The following is a 20,736-nucleotide window of genomic DNA, read 5'->3' as shown; positions in this document are numbered from 1 at the left end:
CTAAGAGAGCGCGCACAGCGAAGACGACGAAGCCCCCACCCGAGTCGGGTGGGGGCTTCGTGCGAGCGAGAAGGCTCAGGCCTTGGCGTCGTCCTGGACGGCGTCGTCGGCTGCAGCCTCGGCGGCGGCGCCTTCCTCGGGCGACTCGGCGCCGGCGGCGGCGGCCTCGTCCGTGGAGGTCTCCTCGGCGGCCGGCGCAGCCACGGCGGCGGGAGCCGCAGCAGCCTTGTTGGACGCCTTCTTCGCGACGGGCTCGAGGACGAGCTCGATCACGGCCATGGGAGCGTTGTCGCCCTTGCGGTTGCCGACCTTGGTGATGCGGGTGTACCCGCCGTCACGCTCGGCCACCAGCGGCGCGATCTCGGTGAAGAGGGTGTGCACGACCTCTTTGTCGCCGATGACGCTCAGCACGCGACGACGCGCGTGGAGGTCGCCGCGCTTGGCGAAGGTGATGAGGCGCTCGGCGAGCGGACGCAGGCGCTTGGCCTTGGTCTCGGTCGTCTTGATGGACTTGTGCGTGTAAAGAGCTGCCGCGAGGTTCGCGAGAAGCAGACGCTCGTGGGCCGGGCCGCCTCCGAGGCGGGGACCCTTCGTGGGCTTAGGCATGTCGTATTACTCCAGGAGAGGTTCGGTCGGGTCCGACAGGGTCAGACGGTTTCTTCGTCGTAGCCGCTGTAGAACTGGGCGCCGTCGAAGCCGGGCACCGAGTCCTTGAGCGACAGGCCGAGGGAGGTGAGCTTGTCGCGCACCTCGTCGACCGACTTCTGACCGAAGTTGCGGATGTTCATCAACTGCGTCTCGGAAAGGGCGACCAGCTCCGAAACGGTGTTGATGCCCTCGCGCTTGAGGCAGTTGTACGAGCGGACCGACAGATCGAGATCCTCGATCGGCATCGACAGCTCGTTGGAGAGGACGGTCTCGACCGGCGCGGGGCCGATCTCGATGCCCTCGGCCTCGACGTTCAGCTCACGGGCGAGGCCGAAGAGCTCGACGAGGGTGCGACCGGCGGAGGCCACGGCGTCGCGCGGGGCGATCGAGGCCTTCGACTCGACGTCGAGGACGAGCTTGTCGAAGTCGGTACGCTCACCGGCACGGGTGGCGTCGACGCGGTAGCTGACCTTGAGCACGGGCGAGTAGATCGAGTCGATCGGGATCTGACCGGCTTCGGCGTACTCGTTGCGGTTCTGGGTCGCCGAGACGTAGCCGCGGCCACGCTCGATGGTGAGCTCGAGCTCGAACTTCGCCGTGTCGTTCAGCGTGGCGATGACCAGCTCGGGGTTGTGCACCTCGACACCCGCGGGAGCGGAGATGTCGGCGGCGGTGACCTCACCGGCGCCGGTCTTGCGCAGGTACGCCGTGATGGGCTCGTCGCGCTCGCTCGAGACGACCAGCTGCTTGATGTTCAGGATGATCTCGGTGACGTCTTCCTTCACGCCCGGGATCGTGCTGAACTCGTGCAGGACGCCGTCGATGCGGATGCTCGTGACGGCCGCGCCGGGGATCGACGACAGGAGGCTGCGACGCAGCGCGTTGCCGATCGTGTAACCGAAGCCGGGCTCCAGCGGCTCGATGACGAAACGGCTGCGGAACTCCCCGATCTTCTCCTCGGTCAGAGTGGGACGCTGTGCGATGAGCACTATGTGTTCCTTTCGATCACGTGCCCGCTATATGACACGTGTAATGGGGTGAGGTGTTGAGTTGTACTCGCGGGATGCCGTGAGCCCCGACGATGGCGTCGAGGGTGCGTCGCGGCATCCGGAAGTCTGAGGTCGCGCGTGAGCGCGGCGTTCCCGGGGAGTGGCGAGCACTCCCCGGGAACGGATCGCGTCAGACGCGGCGACGCTTGGGCGGACGGCAGCCGTTGTGGGCCTGGGGCGTCACGTCCTGGATCGAACCGACCTCGAGGCCGGCCGCGGTCAGCGAACGGATCGCGGTCTCACGACCCGAACCCGGACCCTTCACGAAGACGTCGACCTTCTTGACGCCGTGCTCCTGTGCCTGGCGAGCGGCCGACTCCGCGGCCATGCCTGCGGCGTACGGCGTCGACTTGCGCGAGCCCTTGAACCCGACACCGCCGGACGAAGCCCAGCTGATGACGGCACCCGAGGGGTCGGTGATCGAAACGATGGTGTTGTTGAACGTCGACTTGATGTGGGCCTGACCCACAGCGATGTTCTTCTTCTCTTTGCGACGCGGCTTGCGCGCGGCGGACTTGGCCTGTGCCATGTGCGGTTCTCCTGAATCCTGCGCCGGCGGAGGCCTAGCGCGCCTTCTTCTTGCCGGCGACCGTGCGCTTGGGGCCCTTGCGGGTACGCGCGTTCGTCTTCGTGCGCTGGCCGCGCACGGGGAGGCCGCGGCGGTGGCGCAGGCCCTCGTAGGAACCGATCTCGACCTTGCGGCGGATGTCGGCGGCGACCTCGCGACGGAGGTCACCCTCCACCTTGTAGGTGCCTTCGATGTGGTCGCGCAGAGCGACCAACTGGTCGTCGGTGAGGTCCTTGACGCGGATGTCCTGGCTGATGTCCGTTGCGTTCAGGATCTCGACGGAGCGGGTGCGACCCACGCCGTAGATGTAAGTAAGTGCGATCACCACGCGCTTATCGCGCGGGATGTCGACGCCGGCAAGACGTGCCATGCGGCTCTCCTCAGAGTGTGTTGGAGGTGTGGAGCAGGACCGGTGCTCGGGCCTCCGACCCGAGGTGTCCCCCGACCGCGCGAGCGGATGGGATCTGATCCTGCCGTTGTGTATTCAGTTGAAAAGGTGTCGAGCTGGAAGCTCAGCCCTGGCGCTGCTTGTGGCGCGGGTTGCTCTTGCAGATCACCATTACGCGCCCGTGACGACGGATCACCTTGCAGTGGTCGCAGATGGGCTTGACGGAGGGGTTGACCTTCATGATGTTCCTGATTTCGCTGTCTTCGACTCGCGGTTGCGGTCGTTACTTCTCGGCCGGACTCAGCGGTAGCGGTAGACGATACGACCACGAGTGAGGTCGTAGGGGCTCAGTTCGACGACGACGCGGTCCTCCGGGATGATGCGGATGTAGTTCTGCCGCATCTTGCCCGAGATGGTTGCGAGCACTTTGTGCCCGTTCGTCAGCTCGACACGGAACATCGCGTTGGGCAGTGCTTCGGACACCGTGCCCTCGATCTCGATGACACCGTCTTTCTTCGCCATAAACTCGCTCACGCTCAGTTGCAGACCGGCCGGTCTGCGGTGGATGGGGGTTCGATACGTCGACACGCCAATGAAGGCGCAACGCACCAAAGATCAAGCATACGTGGTAATGCCCGACCCGGCAACTCGCCGGGAGCCGCGTCAGCCGTTGAGGCGCGCGACGATGTCCTTCTGCGGGTCACCCGAGAGGTCGGTCTGGTTCTGCAGGACGGTGCCGTTCACCGCGATCGTCGGGGTGGCCACGCTCGTCGCGTTCGGCTGCAACGGGGTCTTCTGCGTCATCGCGGTCACGAACTTCGTGTAGGTGCCCGACGTGATGCACGAGGACACGGCATCCGATGCCCCGGCCGACGTGGCGATGGAGGCGAGGGTGGTGTCGTCGAGTCCCGCGGTGTTCTCCTTGGGCTGCTGCGCATACAGCGCCTTCACGAAGGCGGGGATGTTCGCGGAGTCGTCCACCGCGACGCAGTAGGCGGCATTGGCCGCACGTGTCGAGTACTGAGTGCCCTGGGACAGCCGGTCGAGGATCGCGATCGGGTGGATCTTCAGCGTGATGGTGCTGTCGTCGACGAGCTGCTGCAGGGTCGGGCCGTAGGCCTGCTCGAACGAATTGCACACGGGACACATGAAGTCGATGTAGGTGTCGACGGTCTTGTCTCCGGTACCGACGGAGATCGCCCCGGTCTCGGTGTTGACGGCCGAAGCCTGCGGCAGCGTACCCGGCGAGGTGGCCTGGCTGTTGGCGAACCACACCACTCCCCCGACGATCAGAACCACCACCAGCGCGGCAGCGGTCACCCCGATCGCGAACCAGTTCGTGGTCTTGCGCGCAGCGGCCATCATCATCAGTCGATCTCCTTCGGCACCACACCGAAAGGCGCCAGTTTCTCGGCACCGCCATCGTGCGCGGTGAGGACCCAGATGCCTCCATCATGCACGGCGACACTATGTTCCCAGTGGGAGCCGGCTGTGCCGTCCACCGTCGAAACGGTCCACCCGTCGTCCTCGGTGAACGTCTCTTGGTCACCGATGACGACCATCGGCTCGATCGCCACGGCCAGGCCAGGGCGCACCTCGGGGCCGCGATCGGCGACGGCATAGTTGAAGATGCTCGGCGATTCGTGCATCTTCCGGCCGATGCCATGACCCACATAATCGCGAAGGATGCCGTAGCCCCCCTCGGGGGCGTTGTCCTCGATGTACTGCTCGATGGCGGCGCCGACCTCGGAGAGATGGCTCGCCCGACTGAGCGCGGCGATGCCGGCCCAGAGCGACCCCTCGGTCACCTCCGAGAGTCTCCTGCGCGGAGCCACGAGCGCCTCGGGAGCCTCACCTGGCACGATGACCGTGAAAGCGGAGTCGCCGTTCCACCCCTGGAACTCGGCTCCCGCGTCGACCGAGAGGATGTCTCCCGCCTGCAGCGGGCGGTCATTCGGGATGCCGTGAACCACCTGCTCGTTCACCGAGGCGCAGATCGTGTGTCGATAGCCGCGAACCATCTGGAAGTTGGACTTCGCCCCCCGCGCCGCGATCGACGCGGACGCGGCCGCGTCGAGTTCGAGCGTCGTCACGCCGGGCGCAATGAGCGATCGCACGGCAGCCAGAGCATCCGCGGTGATCAGACCGGGTTCGATCATCGACCGCAGCTGTGCGGGCTTCTTGTAGATCGAGGAGCGCAGCCCCACGTCAGGTGGCCGGGGTCGCGCCGAGACCGCGCGCTTCGAGCGCGGCGAAGATCCGGGCCGTGACCTCGTCGAGGCTGCCGACGCCGTCGATCTCATCGACGATCCCGCGCGTGCCGTAGACATCGAGGATGGGAGCCGTCTCACGCTCGTAGATGCCCAGGCGGGTGGCGATGGCCTCTTCGGTGTCGTCGGCGCGCCCCTGCTCGGCGGCGCGCGCGGTCAGCCGCGCCAGAGACTCCTCACGCGGCACGACGAGTGCGATCACGGCATCGAGCGACTCGTCGCGCCCCTCCAGGAACTCGTCGAGGTGCAGCACCTGAGCGAGGTTTCGGGGGTACCCGTCGAGCAGGAAGCCCTCTGCAGCGTCCGCCTGCGCGAGGCGATCGCGGACGACAGCGCTGGTCAGTTCGTCGGGGACGAGATCTCCGGCGTCGATGATCGACTTCACCTGGAGGCCGAGCTCCGTGCCGTCCTTGACGTTGGCGCGGAACACGTCGCCGGTCGAGACGACCGGGATGCCGAAGGCTTCGCCGACACGGACGCCCTGCGTCCCCTTGCCCGAGCCCTGTGGGCCGACGATCAGAAGGCGAGCGGTCATCGCAGCAGCCCTTCGTAGTGACGCTGCTGAAGCTGCGCGTCGATTTGCTTCACCGTCTCGAGACCGACACCGACGATGATGAGGATCGACGCTCCACCGAACGGGAAGTTCTGGTTCGCGCCCACGGTGGCCAGGGCCACGAGAGGAAGCAGCGCGATCAGACCCAGGTAGATCGAGCCCGGGAGCGTGATGCGCGTGAGCACGTAGTCGAGGTACTCGGCAGTCGGGCGGCCGGCGCGGATACCGGGGATGAATCCGCCGTACTTCTTCATGTTGTCCGCCACGTCGACCGGGTTGAACGTGATCGCGACGTAAAAGTACGCGAACCCGATGATCAGCAGGAAGTAGACGAGCATGTAGAGCGGGTGGTCCCCGCGAGTGAGGTACTGCGAGATCCACGTGACCCAGGCGGCCGGCTCCTGGCCAGCCTGAGGCTGATTGAACTGCGCGATGAGCGCCGGGATGTACAGAAGCGACGAGGCGAAGATCACGGGGACGACGCCGGCCATGTTGACCTTGATCGGAATGTAGGTGTTGGTGCCGCCGTACGTGCGGCGACCGACCATCCGTTTGGCGTACTGCACCGGGATCCGTCGCTGAGACTGCTCGACGAACACCACGAGGGCGACGATCACGATGCTGACGGCGAGCACGAGGAGGAAGACCTCGACACCGCGGGCGTTGAGGATCGAGATCATGGCGCCGGGGAAGGTGGCGGCGATCGAGGTGAAGATCAGGATCGACATGCCGTTGCCGACGCCGCGCTCGGTGACGAGCTCGGCGAACCACATGACCAGGCCCGTACCGGCAGTCATCGTGATGATCATGAGCAGCTGGGCCCACCAGATGTCGTTCGTCAGGAGCTGCTGGCACTCGGGCACTCCGGCCGAGCCGAAGAGCTGACCCGAACGGGCAACCGTGACAAGCGTCGTCGACTGCAGGAGCGCAAGCGCGATCGTGAGGTAACGGGTGTACTGCGTGAGCTTGGCCTGCCCCGCCTGGCCCTCTTTGTACAGGGTCTCGAAGTGCGGGATCACCACGCGCAGCAGCTGCACGATGATGGTCGCCGTGATGTACGGCATGACGCCCAGGGCGAAGATCGACAGCTGCAGAAGCGCGCCACCGGAGAAAAGGTTGACCAGGGACAGCAGGCCCTCGGTACCACCCGACTGGTTCAGACACTGCTGAACGTTCGGGAAGTCGACGAACGGTGTCGGCACGTGGGCACCCAGCCGGTAAATGGCGATGATGCCCAGCGTGAAGGCGATCTTCCGCCTCAGGTCGGGCGTGCGGAAAACCCGCGCTATGGCGCTGAACAAGGGGATTCCTCCAGAACGATCTCGGCACGCGACAGGGCGCACACCAAATCAGACTAACCCAGAAGGGGCCGACGGCCGTAAGGCCGCCGGCCCCTCAAGGGTCGGGCGTCAGTTGACGGAGCCGCCAGCGGCGACGATCTTCTGCTCAGCGGAGCCGGAGACCTTGTCGACCGAGACGGTCAGCGCGACCGAGATGTCGCCGGTGCCGAGCACCTTGACCTTCTCGTTCTTGCGGACAGCGCCCTTGGCCACCAGGTCGGCGACGGTCACGTCGCCACCCTGCGGGTAGAGCTCGCCGAGCTTGTCCAGGTTCACGACCTGGTACTCGACGCGGAACGGGTTCTTGAAGCCACGGAGCTTCGGGGTGCGCATGTGCAGAGGCATCTGCCCACCCTCGAAGCCCACACGGACCTGGTAACGAGCCTTCGTTCCCTTGGTACCGCGACCGGCCGTCTTACCCTTGGAACCCTCACCGCGACCGACACGGGTCTTTGCGGTACGAGCTCCCGGGACGGGACGCAGGTGGTGGACCTTGAGCACGCCGGGGCGCGCCGCGGGCGCTTCGTTCTTCTCGGCCGTCTTACGGGCCGATGCCTTCTTCGGGGCGTCGACCGTAGCGGTCTCGTCCTTCTTGGCAGCCATTAGTCGATCTCCTCAACCTTGACGAGGTGGGCGACGGTCTTGACGTAACCGCGCGTCTGCGCGTCGTCGGGACGGACGACCGAGTCGCCGATCCGCTTGAGACCGAGCGAACGCAGCGTGTCGCGCTGGTTCTGCTTCTCGCTCACCTTGGACTTGATCTGCGTGACCTTCAGACGCTCGGCCATCAGGCACCTACCTTCTGAGCAGCGGCCTCGGCGCGCACGAGGCGGGCCGGAGCTACCTGGTCGAACTCCAGGCCACGGCGAGCAGCCACGGCGCGGGGCTCTTCGAGCGACTTCAGCGCCTCGACGGTCGCGTGCACGATGTTGATCGTGTTCGACGAGCCGAGCGACTTCGAGAGGACATCGTGGATGCCGGCGCACTCGAGGACGGCGCGGACGGGACCACCGGCGATAACACCGGTACCGGCGGCGGCGGGGCGCAGGAGCACCACACCGGCAGCGGCCTCGCCCTGGACGGGGTGAGGGATGGTCGAGCCCGAGCGGGGGACGCGGAAGAAGTTGCGCTTGGCCTCTTCGACACCCTTCGAGATGGCGAGGGGGACTTCGCGGGCCTTGCCGTAACCGACACCCACGACGCCGTTGCCATCGCCCACGACGACGAGCGCCGTGAAGCTGAAGCGACGGCCACCCTTGACCACCTTCGATACGCGGTTGATCGTCACGACGCGCTCGAGGAACTGGCTCTCGTTGCGGTCGCGCGAACCACGGTCGCGCTGGTTGGTGTTGCGCTCGCGACCACCGCGACGCGGCTCGCGCTCACGCTCGGCGGGGGCCTGAGCCGCAGCCGCACCCTCAGCCGGTGCAGTCTGCTCGGTCACTTCGGTCTCCTTGTTGTCACTCACAGGTTCAGCCCTCCTTCGCGAGCTCCGTCGGCGATCGCGGCGACACGACCGGCGTAACGGTTACCGCCGCGGTCGAACACGACGTCGGACACACCAGCGGCCTTGGCACGCTCGGCGACGAGCTCGCCGACCTTGCGGGCCTTGGCGGTCTTGTCACCGTCGAAGCCGCGCAGGTCGGTCTCGAGGGTGGAGGCGGAGGCCACGGTGTGGCCCTTGCTGTCGTCCACGACCTGGACGAACACGTGGCGGGCGGAACGCGTAACCACGAGGCGGGGGCGCAGCTCGGTACCGACGATCTTCTTGCGAAGACGCAGGTGGCGACGCGAGCGGGCGACGGACTTTGTCTTGACAGCCATGGCTACTTACCACTCTTTCCGGCCTTGCGGCGCACGACCTCGCCCGCATACCGCACACCCTTGCCCTTGTAGGGCTCGGGCTTGCGGATCTTGCGGATGTTGGCGGCGGCCTCGCCGACGGCCTGCTTGTCGATGCCGCTCACGGTGAGCTTGTTGTTGCCTTCGACCGTGAGGGTGATCCCTGCGGGCGGATCGATGAGAACGGGGTGCGAGAAGCCGAGGGCGAACTCGACCGAGCTGCCCTTCTGCGCCACGCGGTAACCCGTACCGACGACCTCTAGGCCCTTGGTGTAGCCCTGGGTGACACCGATGATGTTGTTGTTGATGAGCGTGCGGGTCAGGCCGTGGAGCGACCGCGACTCGCGCTCGTCGTCGGGGCGGGTGACGAGAACCTGGTTCTCCTCGACCGACACCTCGAGAGGCTGTGCCACGGTGAGCGCGAGCTCGCCCTTGGGGCCCTTGACGGAGACCTCCCGGCCGTTCACCGAAACGGTGACGCCGGCGGGGATGTCGATGGGAAGACGTCCAATACGCGACATGTCAGATCACCACACGTAGGCGAGGACTTCCCCGCCGACGCCCTTCTGCTCGGCCTGACGGTCGGTGAGGAGACCGGAGGAGGTGGACAGGATGGCAACGCCGAGGCCACCGAGGACCGTGGGGACCTCGGTCGACTTCGCGTAAACGCGGAGGCCGGGCTTCGACACGCGCTTGATGCCGGCGATCGACCGCTCGCGGTTCGGGCCGTACTTCAGCGTCATGTTGAGGGTCTGGCCGACACGAGCGTCTTCGACGTTCCAGTCGGCGATGTAACCCTCCTGCTTGAGGATGGCGGCGATGTTCGTCTTGAGCTTCGAGCTCGGCATCGACACGGAGTCGTGGTGCGCCGAGTTCGCGTTGCGCAGACGGGTCAGCATGTCTGCGACCGGGTCTGTCATCGTCATGTGTTGCTTCTTTCGGTCATGAGGTTTCGGCTGCCGTTACGCGACAGTCGACCTTCGATGAAGGGCCCCCGGAAACCCCGGGGGCCCTGGGGATCAGGCCTGCGCGTCAGCCGACTGGAACGGGAAGCCGAGCTGACGCAGCAGCGAGCGGCCCTCGTCGTCGGACTTGGCGGTGGTGACGATGGTGATGTCGAAACCACGCACGCGGTCGATGCGGTCCTGGTCGATCTCGTGGAACACGGACTGCTCCTGGAGACCGAAGGTGTAGTTGCCGTTGCCGTCGAACTGCTTGGCCGACAGCCCGCGGAAGTCGCGGATGCGGGGCAGAGCGAGGTTGACGAGGCGGTCGACGAACTCCCACGCACGGTCACCACGAAGGGTGACGTGCGCACCGATGGCCTGGCCCTCACGCAGCTTGAACTGCGCGATGGACTTGCGGGCCTTGGTGACGATGGGCTTCTGACCGGTGATCTTGGTGAGGTCGTCGACCGCACCATCGATCACCTTGCTGTCGCGAGCTGCCTCGCCGACACCGGTGTTCACGACCACCTTGACCAGACCGGGGATCTGCATGACGTTCTCGTAGCCGAACTCGTCCTGCAGCGCCTTCTTGATCTCGGCGTTGTACTTCTGCTTGAGGCGGGGCTGGATCTTGCCAGCCGCCGCGGCAGTCGAGGTGCTCATGTTCAGAGGTCCTTGCCTGACTTCTTCGCGAAGCGCACGCGGACGGTGCGCTTGACGCCGTCCTTCACCTGCTCCTCGACACGGTGGCCGACACGCGTCGGCTTCTTGGTCGAGGGGTCGACGATCGCGACGTTGGAGATGTGGATCGGGGCCTCGAAGGTCTCGATGCCACCCGTCTTGGTTCCGCGCTGGGACTGGCCCACGCGGTTGTGCTTGGTGACGTAGTTCACGCCCTCGACGATGACGCGGTTCTGCTCGGTGAGGACCTCGAGGACCTTACCCTGCTTGCCGCGGTCGCCGCCACGCTCGGGCTTGGCGCCCGAGATGACCTGAACCAGGTCGCCCTTTTTGATTTTCGCCATGATCAGATGACCTCCGGGGCGAGCGAGACGATCTTCATGAACTTCTTGTCGCGAAGCTCACGACCGACCGGCCCGAAGATGCGGGTGCCGCGGGGCTCCCCGTCATTCTTCAGGATCACGGCGGCGTTCTCGTCGAACTTGATGTAAGAGCCGTCGGGACGGCGGGTCTGCTTCACGACACGGACGACGACGGCCTTGACCACGTCGCCCTTCTTGACGTTTCCACCCGGGATCGCGTCCTTGACCGTGGCGACGATGACGTCGCCCAGGCCGGCGTAACGACGGTTGGAGCCGCCGAGCACGCGGATGGTGAGCAGCTCCTTGGCGCCGGTGTTGTCGGCGACCTTCAGCCGGGATTCGTTCTGAATCACTTTTTACTCCTTGGATTCCAAGTAAGCCGCGAGGCTTACTTGGCCTTCTCGAGGATCTCGACCAGGCGCCAGCGCTTGGTGGCGCTGAGCGGACGGGTCTCGTTGATGACGACGAGGTCGCCGATGCCCGCCGAGTTGGACTCGTCGTGCGCCTTGACCTTCGAGGTGCGGCGGATGACCTTGCCGTAGAGCGGGTGCTTCACGCGGTCCTCGACCTCGACGACGATGGTCTTGTCCATCTTGTCGCTGACGACGTAGCCACGACGCGCCTTGCGGTAACCGCGGGCGTTCTCGTCGCGAACGTCGTTCTCGGCGTGCTCGTGACCGGCGACCTGCGCCTCGGCCTTCTTCGCGGTAGCCATTACTCCGCCTCTTCCTTCGCGGCGTCGTCAGCGGATTCCGCCTTCTTCGCCTTGCTCTTCTTCGCCTTCGTCGCCTCGACCGGGGCCGGGGTGGCGCGGATGCCGAGCTCGCGCTCACGGATCACGGTGTACAGACGCGCGATGTCGCGCTTGACTGCACGGATGCGACCGTGGCTCTCGAGCTGGCCGGTGGCCGACTGGAAGCGCAGGTTGAACAGCTCTTCCTTGGCCTTACGCAGCTCCTCGACGAGGCGCTGGTCTTCGAACGTATCGAGCTCGCTCGGGGCGAGCTGCTTGGTGCCGATCGCCATTACGCGTCGCCCTCCTCGCGCTTGATGATGCGTGCCTTCAGGGGCAGCTTGTGAATTGCTCGGGTCAGGGCCTCACGAGCGAGCTGCTCGTCGACACCCGCGACCTCGAAGAGGACGCGGCCCGGCTTGACGTTGGCGACCCACCACTCGGGGGAACCCTTACCCGAACCCATGCGGGTTTCGGCGGGCTTCTTGGTGAGAGGACGGTCGGGGTAGATGTTGATCCACACCTTTCCGCCACGCTTGATGTGACGCGTCATGGCGATGCGAGCGGACTCGATCTGACGGTTGGTCACGTAAGCGGGGGTCAGCGCCTGGATCCCGAACTCACCGAACGACACCTGGGTGCCACCGGTGGCCTGGCCCGAACGGCCGGGGTGGTGCTGCTTGCGGTACTTGACCTTGCGGGGGATGAGCATTACGCCGACGCTCCTTCTGCCACGGGGGCCTCGTTGCGAGGGCTACGACGACGGTCGCCACCGCGGTCGTCACGACCGCGCGACTTGGGCGCGTTGGCCTGCTCGCGGGCGAGCTCCTTGTTGGTGAGGTCGCCCTTGTAGATCCAGACCTTCACGCCGATGCGGCCGAAGGTGGTCTTCGCCTCGTAGAAGCCGTAGTCGATGTTCGCGCGAAGGGTGTGCAGGGGCACACGGCCTTCGCGGTAGAACTCCGAGCGGCTCATCTCGGCGCCGCCGAGGCGGCCCGACACCTGGATGCGGACACCCTTGGCGCCGGCACGCTGCGCGCCCTGCAGGCCCTTGCGCATCGCGCGGCGGAAAGCCACGCGAGCGGTGAGCTGCTCGGCGACACCCTGAGCGACGAGCTGAGCATCGGCCTCGGGGTTCTTCACCTCGAGGATGTTCAGCTGGATCTGCTTTCCGGTGAGCTTCTCGAGGTCGGCACGGATGCGCTCGGCCTCGGCGCCGCGGCGACCGATCACGATGCCCGGGCGGGCGGTGTGGATGTCGACGCGGACACGGTCACGCGTGCGCTCGATCTCGATGTTGCTGACACCGGCGCGGTCAAGCGAGGTGGTCAGCAGGCGACGGATCTTGATGTCCTCGGCGAGGTAGTCGGCGTAACGCTGACCAGCCTTCGTCGAGTCCGAGAACCACCGCGACACGTGGTCGGTCGTGATGCCGAGGCGGAAGCCGTACGGGTTGACTTTCTGTCCCATTACTTGCTCGCCTTCTTGTTGGCGCGAGCCGGGGCCGCCTCAGCGGTCTCGGGCGTCGCGAGCACGACCGTGATGTGGCTCGTGCGCTTCTTGATCTGGAAGGCGCGACCCTGAGCGCGGGGCTGGAAACGCTTGAGCGTCGTGCCCTCGTCGACGTACGCGTTCTTCACGTACAGGTCGGCGTCATCCAGGTACTCGTTCGTCTTGTCAGCCGTGACGCGAGCGTTCGCGATGGCCGAGGCGACGAGCTTGTAGATCGGCTCGCTCGCGCCCTGCGGCGCGAACTTCAGGATCGCGAGGGCCTCTTCGGCCTGCTTGCCCTTGATGAGGGCGACGACGCGACGAGCCTTCTGAGGGGTCACGCGGATGTGTCGCACACGTGCGATGGACTCCACCATTTCTCTCTCCTCCTCGGTCGCCTTAGCGGCGACGGCCCTTCTTGTCGTCCTTCACGTGGCCGCGGAAGGTGCGGGTGGGCGAGAACTCGCCCAGCTTGTGGCCGACCATGGTCTCGGTCACGAACACGGGGATGTGCTTGCGTCCGTCGTGCACGGCGATGGTGTGTCCCAGCATGGCGGGGATGATCATCGAACGGCGCGACCAGGTCTTGATGACGTTCTTCGAACCGGCTTCGTTCTGCGAGACGACCTTGCGAAGCAGGTGCTCGTCGACGAAGGGGCCCTTCTTAAGGCTGCGAGGCATCTTCCTCTACTCCTACTTGCGCTTCTTGCCGGCGGTGCGACGGCGGACGATGAGCTTGTCGCTCTCCTTGTTCGCGTGGCGGGTGCGGCCTTCGGCCTTACCCCACGGCGAAACAGGGTGACGACCACCGGAGGTCTTACCCTCACCACCACCGTGCGGGTGGTCTACCGGGTTCATGGCGACACCACGCACGGTCGGGCGGACACCCTTCCAGCGCATACGGCCGGCCTTGCCCCAGTTGATGTTCGACTGCTCGGCGTTGCCGACCTCGCCGATCGTCGCGCGGCAGCGCACGTCGACGTTGCGGATCTCACCCGAGGGCAGACGAAGCTGCGCGTAGGGGCCGTCCTTCGCGACCAGACGCACGGATGCGCCGGCCGAACGGGCCATCTTCGCACCTCCTCCGGGACGCAGCTCGATCGCGTGGATCACGGTACCGGTGGGGATGTTGCGCAGCGGCAGGTTGTTACCGGGCTTGATGTCAGCGCCGGCTCCCGACTCCACGACGTCACCCTGCGACAGCTTCGCCGGGGCGAGGATGTAGCGCTTCTCGCCGTCCGCGTAGTGCAGCAGCGCGATGCGCGCGGTGCGGTTGGGGTCGTACTCGATGTGAGCGACCTTGGCGTCGATGCCGTCCTTGTCGTTACGACGGAAGTCGATCAGACGGTACTGACGCTTGTGTCCACCACCGATGTGACGCGTGGTGATGCGGCCCTGGTTGTTGCGGCCACCGGTCTTCGACAGCGGGCGCAGCAGCGACTTCTCAGGCGTCGATCGGGTGATCTCGGCGAAGTCGGCCACCGACGAGCCGCGGCGACCGGGGGTCGTGGGCTTGTACTTGCGAATAGCCATTGTTCTTGTCCTCTATCCCGACCGTCAGCCGACAGACGTGAAGATGTCGATGGTGCCCGACTTCAGCGAGACGATGGCGCGCTTGGTGTCCTTGCGCTTGCCGATGCCGAAGCGGGTGCGACGGGCCTTGCCCACGCGGTTGATCGTGTTGACCGAAGCGACCTTGACGCCGAAGATCTTCTCGATCGCGAGCTTGATCTCGGTCTTCGACGAGCGGGGGTCCACCAGGAAGGTGTACTTGCCCTCGTCGATGAGCGAGTAGCTCTTCTCGGAGACGACCGGCTTCAGGATGATGTCGCGCGGGTCCTTGTTGACGGTGGTCATGCCGAGACCTCCTCGGTGGCGCCCGACTTCGACGCGACGAAGGCGTCGTAGGCGGCCTTGGTGAAGACGATGTCGTCGGAGACGATCACGTCGTAGGTGTTCAGCTGGCCGACGGTCAGCACGTGGACGTACGCGAGGTTGCGCACGCTCTTGATCGTGAGCTCGTCATCGCGGTCGATGACCACGAGCACGTTCTTGACGGCCCCGAAGGCCTTCAGCGCGGCCGCAGCGGCCTTGGTCGAGGGGGCACCCTCGATGGCGAAGCTGTCGACGATGTGCAGACGCTGTCCGCGAGCACGGTCGCTGAGCGCGCCCAGAAGGGCGGCAGCGATCATCTTCTTGGGGGTGCGCTGGCTGTAGTCGCGGGGCTTGGGACCGTGGACGATGCCACCACCGGTCATGTGCGGCGCGCGGATCGAGCCCTGACGGGCGTTACCCGTGCCCTTCTGCTTGAAGGGCTTGCGGCCGGCACCCGAGACCTCGCCACGACGCTTGGTCGAGTGCGTGCCCTGGCGAGCCGCGGCGCGCTGCGCCACGACGACCTGGTGGATAAGCGGGATGTTCGTCTTGACGTCGAAGAGCGCGGCGGGCAGCTCGACAGAGCCGGCCTTGTTGCCGTCGGCCTTCACGACGTCGAGCGCGAGAGTCGAGTCAGCCATGATCAGGCACCCTTCACTGCGTTGCGGACGTAGACGATGCGGCCACGGGCACCGGGGACGGCGCCCTTGACGAGCATGAGTCCCTTCTCGGCGTCGACGGCGTGCACCGTGAGGTTGAGGACGGTCACGCGCTCGCCACCCATACGGCCGGCCATGCGCATGCCCTTGAAGACGCGGCTCGGAGTCGACGACGCGCCGATGGAGCCGGGCTTGCGGTGGTTGCGGTGCGAACCGTGCGAAGCGGACACACCCTTGAAGTTGTGACGCTTCATGACACCGGCGGTGCCCTTGCCCTTGCTGGTGCCGACGACGTCGACCAGCTGACCGGCTTCGAACAGACCGTCGACGGTGAGCTCCTGGCCCAGCGCGTAGTCTGCGGCGTCAGCCGTGCGCACCTCGGTGAGGTGGCGGCGGGGGGTGACACCCGCGGCGTCGAAGTGCGCCGTGAGGGGCTTGTTCACCTTGCGGGGGTCGATCTGGCCGTAGCCGATCTGAACGGCGTTGTAGCCGTCCTTCTCGAGCGAACGCAGCTGGGTCACGACGTTCGGCGCGACCTCGATGACGGTGACGGGAACGAGCTTGCCGTTCTCGTCCCACACCTGGGTCATGCCGAGCTTGGTGCCGAGGAGGCCCTTGGAGATCTTGGAGTTGATGTCAGCCATGTCGAACCTCAGAGCTTGATCTCGATGTTGACATCGGCAGGAAGGTCGAGGCGCATCAGCGAGTCGACGGCCTTGGGCGTCGGGTCGATGATGTCGATGAGGCGCTTGTGGGTGCGCATCTCGAAGTGCTCGCGGCTGTCCTTGTACTTGTGGGGCGACCGGATGACGCACACGACGTTCTTCTCGGTCGGCAGGGGAACCGGGCCCACCACGGTGGCGCCGGCACGGGTCACGGTGTCGACGATCTTGCGGGCCGACGAGTCGAGCCCAGCGTGGTCGTACGACTTCAGGCGAATGCGGATCTTCTGTCCCGCCATTGTCTGCTCTCTCTCTTTCTCGCGTCTTACCCGACCTGGGGCATTGGACGCACGGTGGCGCTATCGCGCCCTGGCACTTCCCCTCGCTCGCGCGAGGGATGCTGCACCCTGTTCAGCTGTCAAACCGGAAGACTCGGCATCCGGCCCGCCCCTCGCACGCACGCGCACGAATCCCACAAGGGGATGAAGGGGTTTCGGTGTGTGTTCTGCTGCCCGCGGCCCAGGACCCTGCGCTCTCGCGCCGCCTGTGCACTGCCCTGACAGTGATCCTGGCGCACGCCAAGCGCGCACCGGAATGTGGAACTGGATTAGTCTACGTACGCCCCGGGCATGTCGCAAACCCGGGCGTGTCGCGCGCGGCTGATCCTCAGTAAAACCCCCGCCGACAGCAGCGGCGCCGCCCCCGAAACAGGGAGCGGCGCCGATGACTTCGCCTCTGGTCACGCGTTCCCGATGTGCTTGTCCACGTTCGCGCGCGTCTCGTCGACCTTCGCGTGATGTTCCGCCGGAACGATCTTCTTGATCGCGTCGGCCGCTCCGTCGAGCACCTTGTCGCTGACCTCTTCGGCCTTCTCGCTCTTGAGCGCCTCTTCGATCTTGTCGCGGTTCTCGTCGAGGAGCTTCTTGCCCTTGGCGATGATGTCGTCCACTCCCATGTGCGTCTCCTTCGCAGACTCGGTCGGCTGGCACGCCGACCCCGGTTCGATTCTGACCGCGGGGTAGCGGCAACCGAAACCCCCGCGGGCGTCGGGTGCGACTGGTGTAGAGCACATCCGGGAACGACAAAGGCCGGGCCCGAAGGCCCGGCCTGTGCCGAGTGAAGTCTGGAAGGACTTACTTGAGGATCTTGGTGACGGTACCGGCACCGACGGTGCGGCCACCCTCACGGATCGCGTAGCCGAGGCCCTCTTCCATGGCGATCGGCTGGATGAGCTCGACCGACATCTCCGTGGTGTCACCGGGCATGACCATCTCGGTGCCCTCGGGCAGCGTGATGACGCCGGTCACGTCGGTGGTGCGGAAGTAGAACTGCGGGCGGTAGTTCGTGAAGAACGGGTTGTGGCGGCCGCCCTCTTCCTTGGACAGGATGTACGCCGTGCCCTCGAAGTTGGTGTGCGGGGTGACCGAACCGGGCTTGACGACGACCTGGCCGCGCTCGACGTCGTCACGCTTGGTGCCGCGAAGGAGCAGACCGCAGTTCTCGCCGGCCCAGGCCTCGTCGAGCTGCTTGTGGAACATCTCGATACCGGTGACCGTGGTCTTCTGCGTCGGGCGGATGCCGACGATCTCGACCTCGGAGTTGATCGCGAGGGTACCGCGCTCGGCGCGGCCGGTGACGACCGTGCCACGACCGGTGATCGTGAAGACGTCCTCGATGGGCATGAGGAAGGGCTTGTCCTTGTCACGCACCGGGTCGGGGATCGACTCGTCGACGGCTTCCATGAGCTCGACGATGGCGTTGACCCACTGCTCGTCGCCCTCGAGAGCCTTCAGGCCCGAGACGCGAACGACGGGGGCGTTGTCGCCGTCGAAGTCCTGCGACGACAGCAGCTCGCGAACCTCGAGCTCGACGAGCTCCAGGATCTCCTCGTCGTCGACCATGTCGCTCTTGTTCAGCGCGACGAGCAGGTAGGGAACGCCGACCTGCTTGGCGAGCAGAACGTGCTCACGGGTCTGAGCCATCGGACCGTCGGTGGCGGCGACCACGAGGATCGCGCCGTCCATCTGAGCGGCACCGGTGATCATGTTCTTGATGTAGTCGGCGTGACCGGGCGCGTCGACGTGAGCGTAGTGACGCTTCGGGGTCTCGTACTCGACGTGCGAGATGTTGATCGTAATACCGCGCTGACGCTCTTCCGGCGCCGAGTCGATCGACGCGAAGTCACGCTGAACGTTGGTGGCCGACGGGAACTTGTCGGCGAGCACCTTCGAGATGGCAGCGGTGAGCGTGGTCTTGCCGTGGTCGACGTGACCGATCGTTCCGATGTTCACGTGCGGCTTGGTCCGCTCGAACTTGGCCTTAGCCACTGGGTCCTCCTCAGGACGTTGGTTGCGAGGTCTCGGGCACTGGATTGCGACCGGTTCTTCGCGGGGATGGTTCTCAGATTACTAGAGAGTCGGTATTCAGTTTGAGCGGATGCCGGGAACCTGAGCAGAACCCGGGGTTCCCGGCATCCGTGAGAGCGGTTTTACTCGCCCTTGTTCTTCTGGATGATCTCGTCGGCGACAGCCTTCGGGACATCGGCGTAGCTGTCGAACTCCATGGAGTAGACGGCACGGCCAGAGGTCTTCGAGCGCAGGTCGCCGATGTAGCCGAACATCTCGGACAGCGGCACGTTGGCCCGGACGACCTTGACGCCGGCGGCGTCTTCCATCGACTGGATCTGGCCACGACGCGAGTTCAGGTCGCCGATGACGTCGCCCATGTACTCCTCGGGAGTACGGACCTCGACGGCCATGATCGGCTCGAGGATCGTGGGGTTCGCCTTGCGGACGGCCTCTTTGAAGCCCATCGAGCCGGCGATCTTGAACGCCATTTCGGACGAGTCGACGTCGTGCGAAGCACCGTCGAGAAGGATCGCCTTGACGCCCACCATGGGGTAGCCGGCGAGCACGCCGACGTTCATGGCGTCCTGGAAGCCCTGGTCGGTCGGCGAGATGTACTCGCGCGGGATGCGACCACCGGTGACCTTGTTCTCGAACTCGTAGGTCTTGTCGGCCGTGACCTCGAGAGGCTCGATCGCGAACTGGATCTTCGCGAACTGACCCGAACCACCGGTCTGCTTCTTGTGGGTGTAGTCGTGACGCTCGACCGACTTGCGGATGGTCTCGCGGTACGCCACCTGGGGCTTTCCGACGTTGGCCTCGACCTTGAACTCGCGCTTCATGCGGTCGACCAGGATGTCGAGGTGGAGCTCGCCCATGCCCTTGATGACGGTCTGACCGGTCTCGGAGTTCTGCTCGACGCGGAACGTCGGGTCCTCTTCGGCGAGCTTCTGGATGGCGACACCCAGCTTCTCCTGGTCGGCCTTGGTCTTGGGCTCGATGGCGACCTCGATGACCGGCTCCGGGAACGTCATCGATTCGAGGACGACCTGGTTCTGCGGGTCGCAGAGGGTGTCACCGGTGGTGGTGTCCTTCAGACCGATGACCGCGTAGATGTGGCCAGCGGTGACGGAGTCGACCGGCATCTCCTTGTTGGCGTGCATCTGGAAGATCTTCCCGATGCGCTCCTTCTTGCCCTTGGTCGCGTTGACGACCTGAGCACCGGAGTCGAGGTGACCCGAGTACACGCGGATGTACGTGAGGCGACCGAAGAACGGGTGCGTCACGATCTTGAACGCGAGAGCCGCGAAGGGCTCCTCACGGTCGGCGTGGCGCTCGATGACGATCTCTTCGTCCTTGGGGTCGTGCGCCTCGATGGCGGGCACGTCCAGGGGCGAGGGCAGGTAGTCCACGACCGCGTCGAGCATGGGCTGCACGCCGCGGTTCTTGAACGCCGAACCGCAGAGCACCGGGTAGAGCTCCGAGTTGATCGTCATCTTGCGGATGGCGCCCTTGATCTCGGCGACCGTGAGCTCCTCGCCGCCGAAGAACTTCTCGAGGAGGGCGTCGTCGGACTCGGCGACGGTCTCCAGGAGCTGCTGGCGGTACTCGGCGGCCTTGTCGGCGAGGTCGGCCGGGATCTCCTGGATCTCGTACTTCGCGCCCATGGTCACGTCACCCTTGGCGTCGCCGGGCCAGACCAGTGCGCGCATCTCGACCAGGTCGATGACGCCGACGAAGTCGTTCTCGGCACCGATGGGCAGCTGGATGACCAGCGGCTTCGCCTTCAGGCGGTTGACGATGGTGTCGACCGTGAAGTAGAAGTCGGCGCCCAGCTTGTCCATCTTGTTGACGAAGCAGATGCGGGGGACGTCGTACTTGTCAGCCTGACGCCACACCGTCTCGGACTGGGGCTCGACGCCCTCCTTGCCGTCGAAGACGGCGACCGCGCCGTCGAGCACGCGCAGCGAGCGCTCGACCTCGACCGTGAAGTCGACGTGGCCGGGGGTGTCGATGATGTTGATCTGGTTCTTGTCCCAGAAGCAGGTCACAGCAGCGGAGGTGATCGTAATGCCACGCTCCTGCTCCTGCTCCATCCAGTCGGTCGTAGCCGCACCATCGTGCGTCTCGCCGATCTTGTGGTTGACGCCCGTGTAGAACAGGATGCGCTCGGTCGTCGTGGTCTTGCCGGCATCGATGTGGGCCATGATGCCGATGTTGCGGACCTTATGAAGGTCGGTGAGCACGTCTTGTGCCACGGGTGTCTTCCTTACCTGTTGGGAGGTTGATGCCGGGCCCATCGGAGGGTCCGCGACCGGGGTCG

The 20,736-nt window shown here is 65.6% G+C and carries 33 protein-coding genes; all 33 read right to left on the bottom strand.

Annotated elements, in window-relative coordinates:
• Positions 1 to 75: 75 nt before the first annotated feature.
• A complete protein-coding gene (gene rplQ / locus QE416_RS07960; protein ID WP_267786120.1) occupies positions 76 to 606 on the bottom strand; it encodes a 50S ribosomal protein L17 in 531 nt (176 codons plus the stop codon).
• Between the two features lie 41 nt (positions 607 to 647).
• Entirely contained in the window at positions 648 to 1,637 is a 990-nt protein-coding gene (locus QE416_RS07955) for a DNA-directed RNA polymerase subunit alpha (protein WP_056226291.1), read from the bottom strand.
• A gap of 190 nt (positions 1,638 to 1,827) precedes the next feature.
• Positions 1,828 to 2,226 (bottom strand): 30S ribosomal protein S11, encoded by a 399-nt coding sequence (gene rpsK / locus QE416_RS07950; protein ID WP_013583990.1) that lies wholly within the window; start codon positions 2,224 to 2,226, stop codon positions 1,828 to 1,830.
• Positions 2,227 to 2,260: 34 nt separating this feature from the next.
• Entirely contained in the window at positions 2,261 to 2,635 is a 375-nt protein-coding gene (gene rpsM, locus QE416_RS07945; protein ID WP_056226287.1) for a 30S ribosomal protein S13, read from the bottom strand.
• Positions 2,636 to 2,777: 142 nt separating this feature from the next.
• Complete coding sequence (gene rpmJ, locus QE416_RS07940; RefSeq protein ID WP_005050492.1) at positions 2,778 to 2,894, bottom strand: 50S ribosomal protein L36; 117 nt, start codon at positions 2,892 to 2,894, stop codon at positions 2,778 to 2,780.
• Between the two features lie 59 nt (positions 2,895 to 2,953).
• Complete coding sequence (gene infA / locus QE416_RS07935) at positions 2,954 to 3,175, bottom strand: translation initiation factor IF-1 (protein ID WP_013583992.1); 222 nt, start codon at positions 3,173 to 3,175, stop codon at positions 2,954 to 2,956.
• A 141-nt stretch (positions 3,176 to 3,316) separates the two neighbouring features.
• Positions 3,317 to 4,021 carry a thioredoxin domain-containing protein gene (locus QE416_RS07930; protein ID WP_307315034.1) on the bottom strand — a complete coding sequence of 235 codons (705 nt, stop codon included), beginning with the start codon at positions 4,019 to 4,021 and terminating at the stop codon, positions 3,317 to 3,319.
• Positions 4,021 to 4,860, bottom strand: coding sequence for a type I methionyl aminopeptidase (gene map / locus QE416_RS07925; RefSeq protein ID WP_267786111.1), 840 nt, complete (start codon positions 4,858 to 4,860; stop codon positions 4,021 to 4,023). The genes QE416_RS07930 and map overlap by 1 nt, the downstream gene beginning before the upstream one ends.
• Position 4,861: 1 nt before the next feature.
• On the bottom strand, positions 4,862 to 5,458 hold the full coding sequence (locus QE416_RS07920; RefSeq protein ID WP_307315030.1) for an adenylate kinase: 597 nt from the start codon (positions 5,456 to 5,458) through the stop codon (positions 4,862 to 4,864).
• On the bottom strand, positions 5,455 to 6,777 hold the full coding sequence (gene secY, locus QE416_RS07915) for a preprotein translocase subunit SecY (protein WP_094736370.1): 1,323 nt from the start codon (positions 6,775 to 6,777) through the stop codon (positions 5,455 to 5,457). The genes QE416_RS07920 and secY overlap by 4 nt, the downstream gene beginning before the upstream one ends.
• 108 nt (positions 6,778 to 6,885) lie before the next feature.
• Positions 6,886 to 7,419, bottom strand: a complete 534-nt coding sequence (gene rplO / locus QE416_RS07910; RefSeq protein ID WP_103206777.1) for a 50S ribosomal protein L15 — start codon at positions 7,417 to 7,419, stop codon at positions 6,886 to 6,888.
• The gene (gene rpmD, locus QE416_RS07905) at positions 7,419 to 7,604 is read right to left on the bottom strand and encodes a 50S ribosomal protein L30 (RefSeq protein ID WP_013583998.1); all 186 of its coding nucleotides are present in this window, start codon (positions 7,602 to 7,604) and stop codon (positions 7,419 to 7,421) included. Before rpmD ends, rplO begins: the two co-directional genes overlap by 1 nt.
• The gene (gene rpsE, locus QE416_RS07900; RefSeq protein ID WP_056226274.1) at positions 7,604 to 8,284 is read right to left on the bottom strand and encodes a 30S ribosomal protein S5; all 681 of its coding nucleotides are present in this window, start codon (positions 8,282 to 8,284) and stop codon (positions 7,604 to 7,606) included. The genes rpmD and rpsE overlap by 1 nt, the downstream gene beginning before the upstream one ends.
• A complete protein-coding gene (gene rplR, locus QE416_RS07895; RefSeq protein WP_056226271.1) occupies positions 8,281 to 8,640 on the bottom strand; it encodes a 50S ribosomal protein L18 in 360 nt (119 codons plus the stop codon). The genes rpsE and rplR overlap by 4 nt, the downstream gene beginning before the upstream one ends.
• A 2-nt stretch (positions 8,641 to 8,642) precedes the next feature.
• Positions 8,643 to 9,179, bottom strand: a complete 537-nt coding sequence (rplF, locus tag QE416_RS07890) for a 50S ribosomal protein L6 (protein WP_058623966.1) — start codon at positions 9,177 to 9,179, stop codon at positions 8,643 to 8,645.
• A gap of 6 nt (positions 9,180 to 9,185) precedes the next feature.
• Positions 9,186 to 9,584, bottom strand: coding sequence for a 30S ribosomal protein S8 (gene rpsH, locus QE416_RS07885; protein ID WP_094736305.1), 399 nt, complete (start codon positions 9,582 to 9,584; stop codon positions 9,186 to 9,188).
• Positions 9,585 to 9,677: 93 nt separating this feature from the next.
• Positions 9,678 to 10,268, bottom strand: coding sequence for a 50S ribosomal protein L5 (gene rplE / locus QE416_RS07880; protein WP_210072344.1), 591 nt, complete (start codon positions 10,266 to 10,268; stop codon positions 9,678 to 9,680).
• A 2-nt stretch (positions 10,269 to 10,270) separates the two neighbouring features.
• Positions 10,271 to 10,630 (bottom strand): 50S ribosomal protein L24, encoded by a 360-nt coding sequence (gene rplX / locus QE416_RS07875; RefSeq protein WP_058623967.1) that lies wholly within the window; start codon positions 10,628 to 10,630, stop codon positions 10,271 to 10,273.
• 2 nt (positions 10,631 to 10,632) lie between these two features.
• On the bottom strand, positions 10,633 to 11,001 hold the full coding sequence (rplN, locus tag QE416_RS07870; RefSeq protein ID WP_013584005.1) for a 50S ribosomal protein L14: 369 nt from the start codon (positions 10,999 to 11,001) through the stop codon (positions 10,633 to 10,635).
• A 35-nt stretch (positions 11,002 to 11,036) separates the two neighbouring features.
• Positions 11,037 to 11,363: a 30S ribosomal protein S17 gene (rpsQ, locus tag QE416_RS07865; RefSeq protein WP_144829716.1), complete on the bottom strand. Its 327-nt coding sequence runs from the start codon at positions 11,361 to 11,363 to the stop codon at positions 11,037 to 11,039.
• Positions 11,363 to 11,674, bottom strand: coding sequence for a 50S ribosomal protein L29 (gene rpmC / locus QE416_RS07860; RefSeq protein ID WP_210072345.1), 312 nt, complete (start codon positions 11,672 to 11,674; stop codon positions 11,363 to 11,365). The genes rpsQ and rpmC overlap by 1 nt, the downstream gene beginning before the upstream one ends.
• Positions 11,674 to 12,093, bottom strand: a complete 420-nt coding sequence (rplP, locus tag QE416_RS07855) for a 50S ribosomal protein L16 (RefSeq protein WP_056226254.1) — start codon at positions 12,091 to 12,093, stop codon at positions 11,674 to 11,676. Before rplP ends, rpmC begins: the two co-directional genes overlap by 1 nt.
• Positions 12,093 to 12,851: a 30S ribosomal protein S3 gene (rpsC, locus tag QE416_RS07850; protein WP_210072346.1), complete on the bottom strand. Its 759-nt coding sequence runs from the start codon at positions 12,849 to 12,851 to the stop codon at positions 12,093 to 12,095. Before rpsC ends, rplP begins: the two co-directional genes overlap by 1 nt.
• Positions 12,851 to 13,249 carry a 50S ribosomal protein L22 gene (gene rplV, locus QE416_RS07845; protein ID WP_013584010.1) on the bottom strand — a complete coding sequence of 133 codons (399 nt, stop codon included), beginning with the start codon at positions 13,247 to 13,249 and terminating at the stop codon, positions 12,851 to 12,853. The genes rpsC and rplV overlap by 1 nt, the downstream gene beginning before the upstream one ends.
• A gap of 22 nt (positions 13,250 to 13,271) precedes the next feature.
• Positions 13,272 to 13,553 carry a 30S ribosomal protein S19 gene (gene rpsS, locus QE416_RS07840; RefSeq protein ID WP_013584011.1) on the bottom strand — a complete coding sequence of 94 codons (282 nt, stop codon included), beginning with the start codon at positions 13,551 to 13,553 and terminating at the stop codon, positions 13,272 to 13,274.
• Between the two features lie 12 nt (positions 13,554 to 13,565).
• Entirely contained in the window at positions 13,566 to 14,405 is an 840-nt protein-coding gene (gene rplB / locus QE416_RS07835; RefSeq protein WP_013584012.1) for a 50S ribosomal protein L2, read from the bottom strand.
• Positions 14,406 to 14,429: 24 nt separating this feature from the next.
• Positions 14,430 to 14,729 (bottom strand): 50S ribosomal protein L23, encoded by a 300-nt coding sequence (gene rplW, locus QE416_RS07830; protein WP_056226248.1) that lies wholly within the window; start codon positions 14,727 to 14,729, stop codon positions 14,430 to 14,432.
• Positions 14,726 to 15,388, bottom strand: coding sequence for a 50S ribosomal protein L4 (gene rplD, locus QE416_RS07825; RefSeq protein WP_115915920.1), 663 nt, complete (start codon positions 15,386 to 15,388; stop codon positions 14,726 to 14,728). Before rplD ends, rplW begins: the two co-directional genes overlap by 4 nt.
• Positions 15,389 to 15,390: 2 nt before the next feature.
• A complete protein-coding gene (gene rplC, locus QE416_RS07820) occupies positions 15,391 to 16,050 on the bottom strand; it encodes a 50S ribosomal protein L3 (RefSeq protein ID WP_055959336.1) in 660 nt (219 codons plus the stop codon).
• A gap of 8 nt (positions 16,051 to 16,058) precedes the next feature.
• The gene (gene rpsJ / locus QE416_RS07815; RefSeq protein WP_013584016.1) at positions 16,059 to 16,367 is read right to left on the bottom strand and encodes a 30S ribosomal protein S10; all 309 of its coding nucleotides are present in this window, start codon (positions 16,365 to 16,367) and stop codon (positions 16,059 to 16,061) included.
• 440 nt (positions 16,368 to 16,807) lie between these two features.
• Entirely contained in the window at positions 16,808 to 17,023 is a 216-nt protein-coding gene (locus QE416_RS07810) for a hypothetical protein (protein WP_210072347.1), read from the bottom strand.
• A gap of 178 nt (positions 17,024 to 17,201) precedes the next feature.
• Positions 17,202 to 18,395 (bottom strand): elongation factor Tu, encoded by a 1,194-nt coding sequence (gene tuf / locus QE416_RS07805; protein WP_056226238.1) that lies wholly within the window; start codon positions 18,393 to 18,395, stop codon positions 17,202 to 17,204.
• Positions 18,396 to 18,556: 161 nt separating this feature from the next.
• Positions 18,557 to 20,671, bottom strand: coding sequence for an elongation factor G (fusA, locus tag QE416_RS07800; protein WP_210072348.1), 2,115 nt, complete (start codon positions 20,669 to 20,671; stop codon positions 18,557 to 18,559).
• Positions 20,672 to 20,736 lie beyond the last annotated feature (65 nt).

Source organism: Microbacterium sp. SORGH_AS_0421, assembly GCF_030818635.1.
Classification (GTDB): Bacteria; Actinomycetota; Actinomycetes; order Actinomycetales; family Microbacteriaceae; genus Microbacterium.
The sequence above is the reverse complement of the archived record's forward strand: the minus strand, read 5'-3'. Positions and strand labels throughout refer to the sequence as shown.

What these genes read in the sequence shown, in the direction of transcription:
- rplQ (WP_267786120.1), bottom strand. Translation starts at nt 606, where the DNA reads ATGCCTAAGCCCACGAAGGGTCCCCGCCTCGGAGGCGGCCCGGCCCAC.
- rpsK (WP_013583990.1), bottom strand. Translation starts at nt 2,226, where the DNA reads ATGGCACAGGCCAAGTCCGCCGCGCGCAAGCCGCGTCGCAAAGAGAAG.
- rpsM (WP_056226287.1), bottom strand. Translation starts at nt 2,635, where the DNA reads ATGGCACGTCTTGCCGGCGTCGACATCCCGCGCGATAAGCGCGTGGTG.
- rpmJ (WP_005050492.1), bottom strand. Translation starts at nt 2,894, where the DNA reads ATGAAGGTCAACCCCTCCGTCAAGCCCATCTGCGACCACTGCAAGGTG.
- infA (WP_013583992.1), bottom strand. Translation starts at nt 3,175, where the DNA reads ATGGCGAAGAAAGACGGTGTCATCGAGATCGAGGGCACGGTGTCCGAA.
- QE416_RS07930 (WP_307315034.1), bottom strand. Translation starts at nt 4,021, where the DNA reads ATGATGATGGCCGCTGCGCGCAAGACCACGAACTGGTTCGCGATCGGG.
- QE416_RS07920 (WP_307315030.1), bottom strand. Translation starts at nt 5,458, where the DNA reads ATGACCGCTCGCCTTCTGATCGTCGGCCCACAGGGCTCGGGCAAGGGG.
- rplO (WP_103206777.1), bottom strand. Translation starts at nt 7,419, where the DNA reads ATGGCTGCCAAGAAGGACGAGACCGCTACGGTCGACGCCCCGAAGAAG.
- rpmD (WP_013583998.1), bottom strand. Translation starts at nt 7,604, where the DNA reads ATGGCCGAGCGTCTGAAGGTCACGCAGATCAAGTCCAAGGTGAGCGAG.
- rplR (WP_056226271.1), bottom strand. Translation starts at nt 8,640, where the DNA reads ATGGCTGTCAAGACAAAGTCCGTCGCCCGCTCGCGTCGCCACCTGCGT.
- rplF (WP_058623966.1), bottom strand. Translation starts at nt 9,179, where the DNA reads ATGTCGCGTATTGGACGTCTTCCCATCGACATCCCCGCCGGCGTCACC.
- rpsH (WP_094736305.1), bottom strand. Translation starts at nt 9,584, where the DNA reads ATGACGATGACAGACCCGGTCGCAGACATGCTGACCCGTCTGCGCAAC.
- rplE (WP_210072344.1), bottom strand. Translation starts at nt 10,268, where the DNA reads ATGAGCACCTCGACTGCCGCGGCGGCTGGCAAGATCCAGCCCCGCCTC.
- rplX (WP_058623967.1), bottom strand. Translation starts at nt 10,630, where the DNA reads ATGGCGAAAATCAAAAAGGGCGACCTGGTTCAGGTCATCTCGGGCGCC.
- rpsQ (WP_144829716.1), bottom strand. Translation starts at nt 11,363, where the DNA reads ATGGCTACCGCGAAGAAGGCCGAGGCGCAGGTCGCCGGTCACGAGCAC.
- rpmC (WP_210072345.1), bottom strand. Translation starts at nt 11,674, where the DNA reads ATGGCGATCGGCACCAAGCAGCTCGCCCCGAGCGAGCTCGATACGTTC.
- rplP (WP_056226254.1), bottom strand. Translation starts at nt 12,093, where the DNA reads ATGCTCATCCCCCGCAAGGTCAAGTACCGCAAGCAGCACCACCCCGGC.
- rpsC (WP_210072346.1), bottom strand. Translation starts at nt 12,851, where the DNA reads ATGGGACAGAAAGTCAACCCGTACGGCTTCCGCCTCGGCATCACGACC.
- rplV (WP_013584010.1), bottom strand. Translation starts at nt 13,249, where the DNA reads ATGGTGGAGTCCATCGCACGTGTGCGACACATCCGCGTGACCCCTCAG.
- rpsS (WP_013584011.1), bottom strand. Translation starts at nt 13,553, where the DNA reads ATGCCTCGCAGCCTTAAGAAGGGCCCCTTCGTCGACGAGCACCTGCTT.
- rplB (WP_013584012.1), bottom strand. Translation starts at nt 14,405, where the DNA reads ATGGCTATTCGCAAGTACAAGCCCACGACCCCCGGTCGCCGCGGCTCG.
- rplW (WP_056226248.1), bottom strand. Translation starts at nt 14,729, where the DNA reads ATGACCACCGTCAACAAGGACCCGCGCGACATCATCCTGAAGCCGGTC.
- rplD (WP_115915920.1), bottom strand. Translation starts at nt 15,388, where the DNA reads ATGGCTGACTCGACTCTCGCGCTCGACGTCGTGAAGGCCGACGGCAAC.
- rplC (WP_055959336.1), bottom strand. Translation starts at nt 16,050, where the DNA reads ATGGCTGACATCAACTCCAAGATCTCCAAGGGCCTCCTCGGCACCAAG.
- rpsJ (WP_013584016.1), bottom strand. Translation starts at nt 16,367, where the DNA reads ATGGCGGGACAGAAGATCCGCATTCGCCTGAAGTCGTACGACCACGCT.
- QE416_RS07810 (WP_210072347.1), bottom strand. Translation starts at nt 17,023, where the DNA reads ATGGGAGTGGACGACATCATCGCCAAGGGCAAGAAGCTCCTCGACGAG.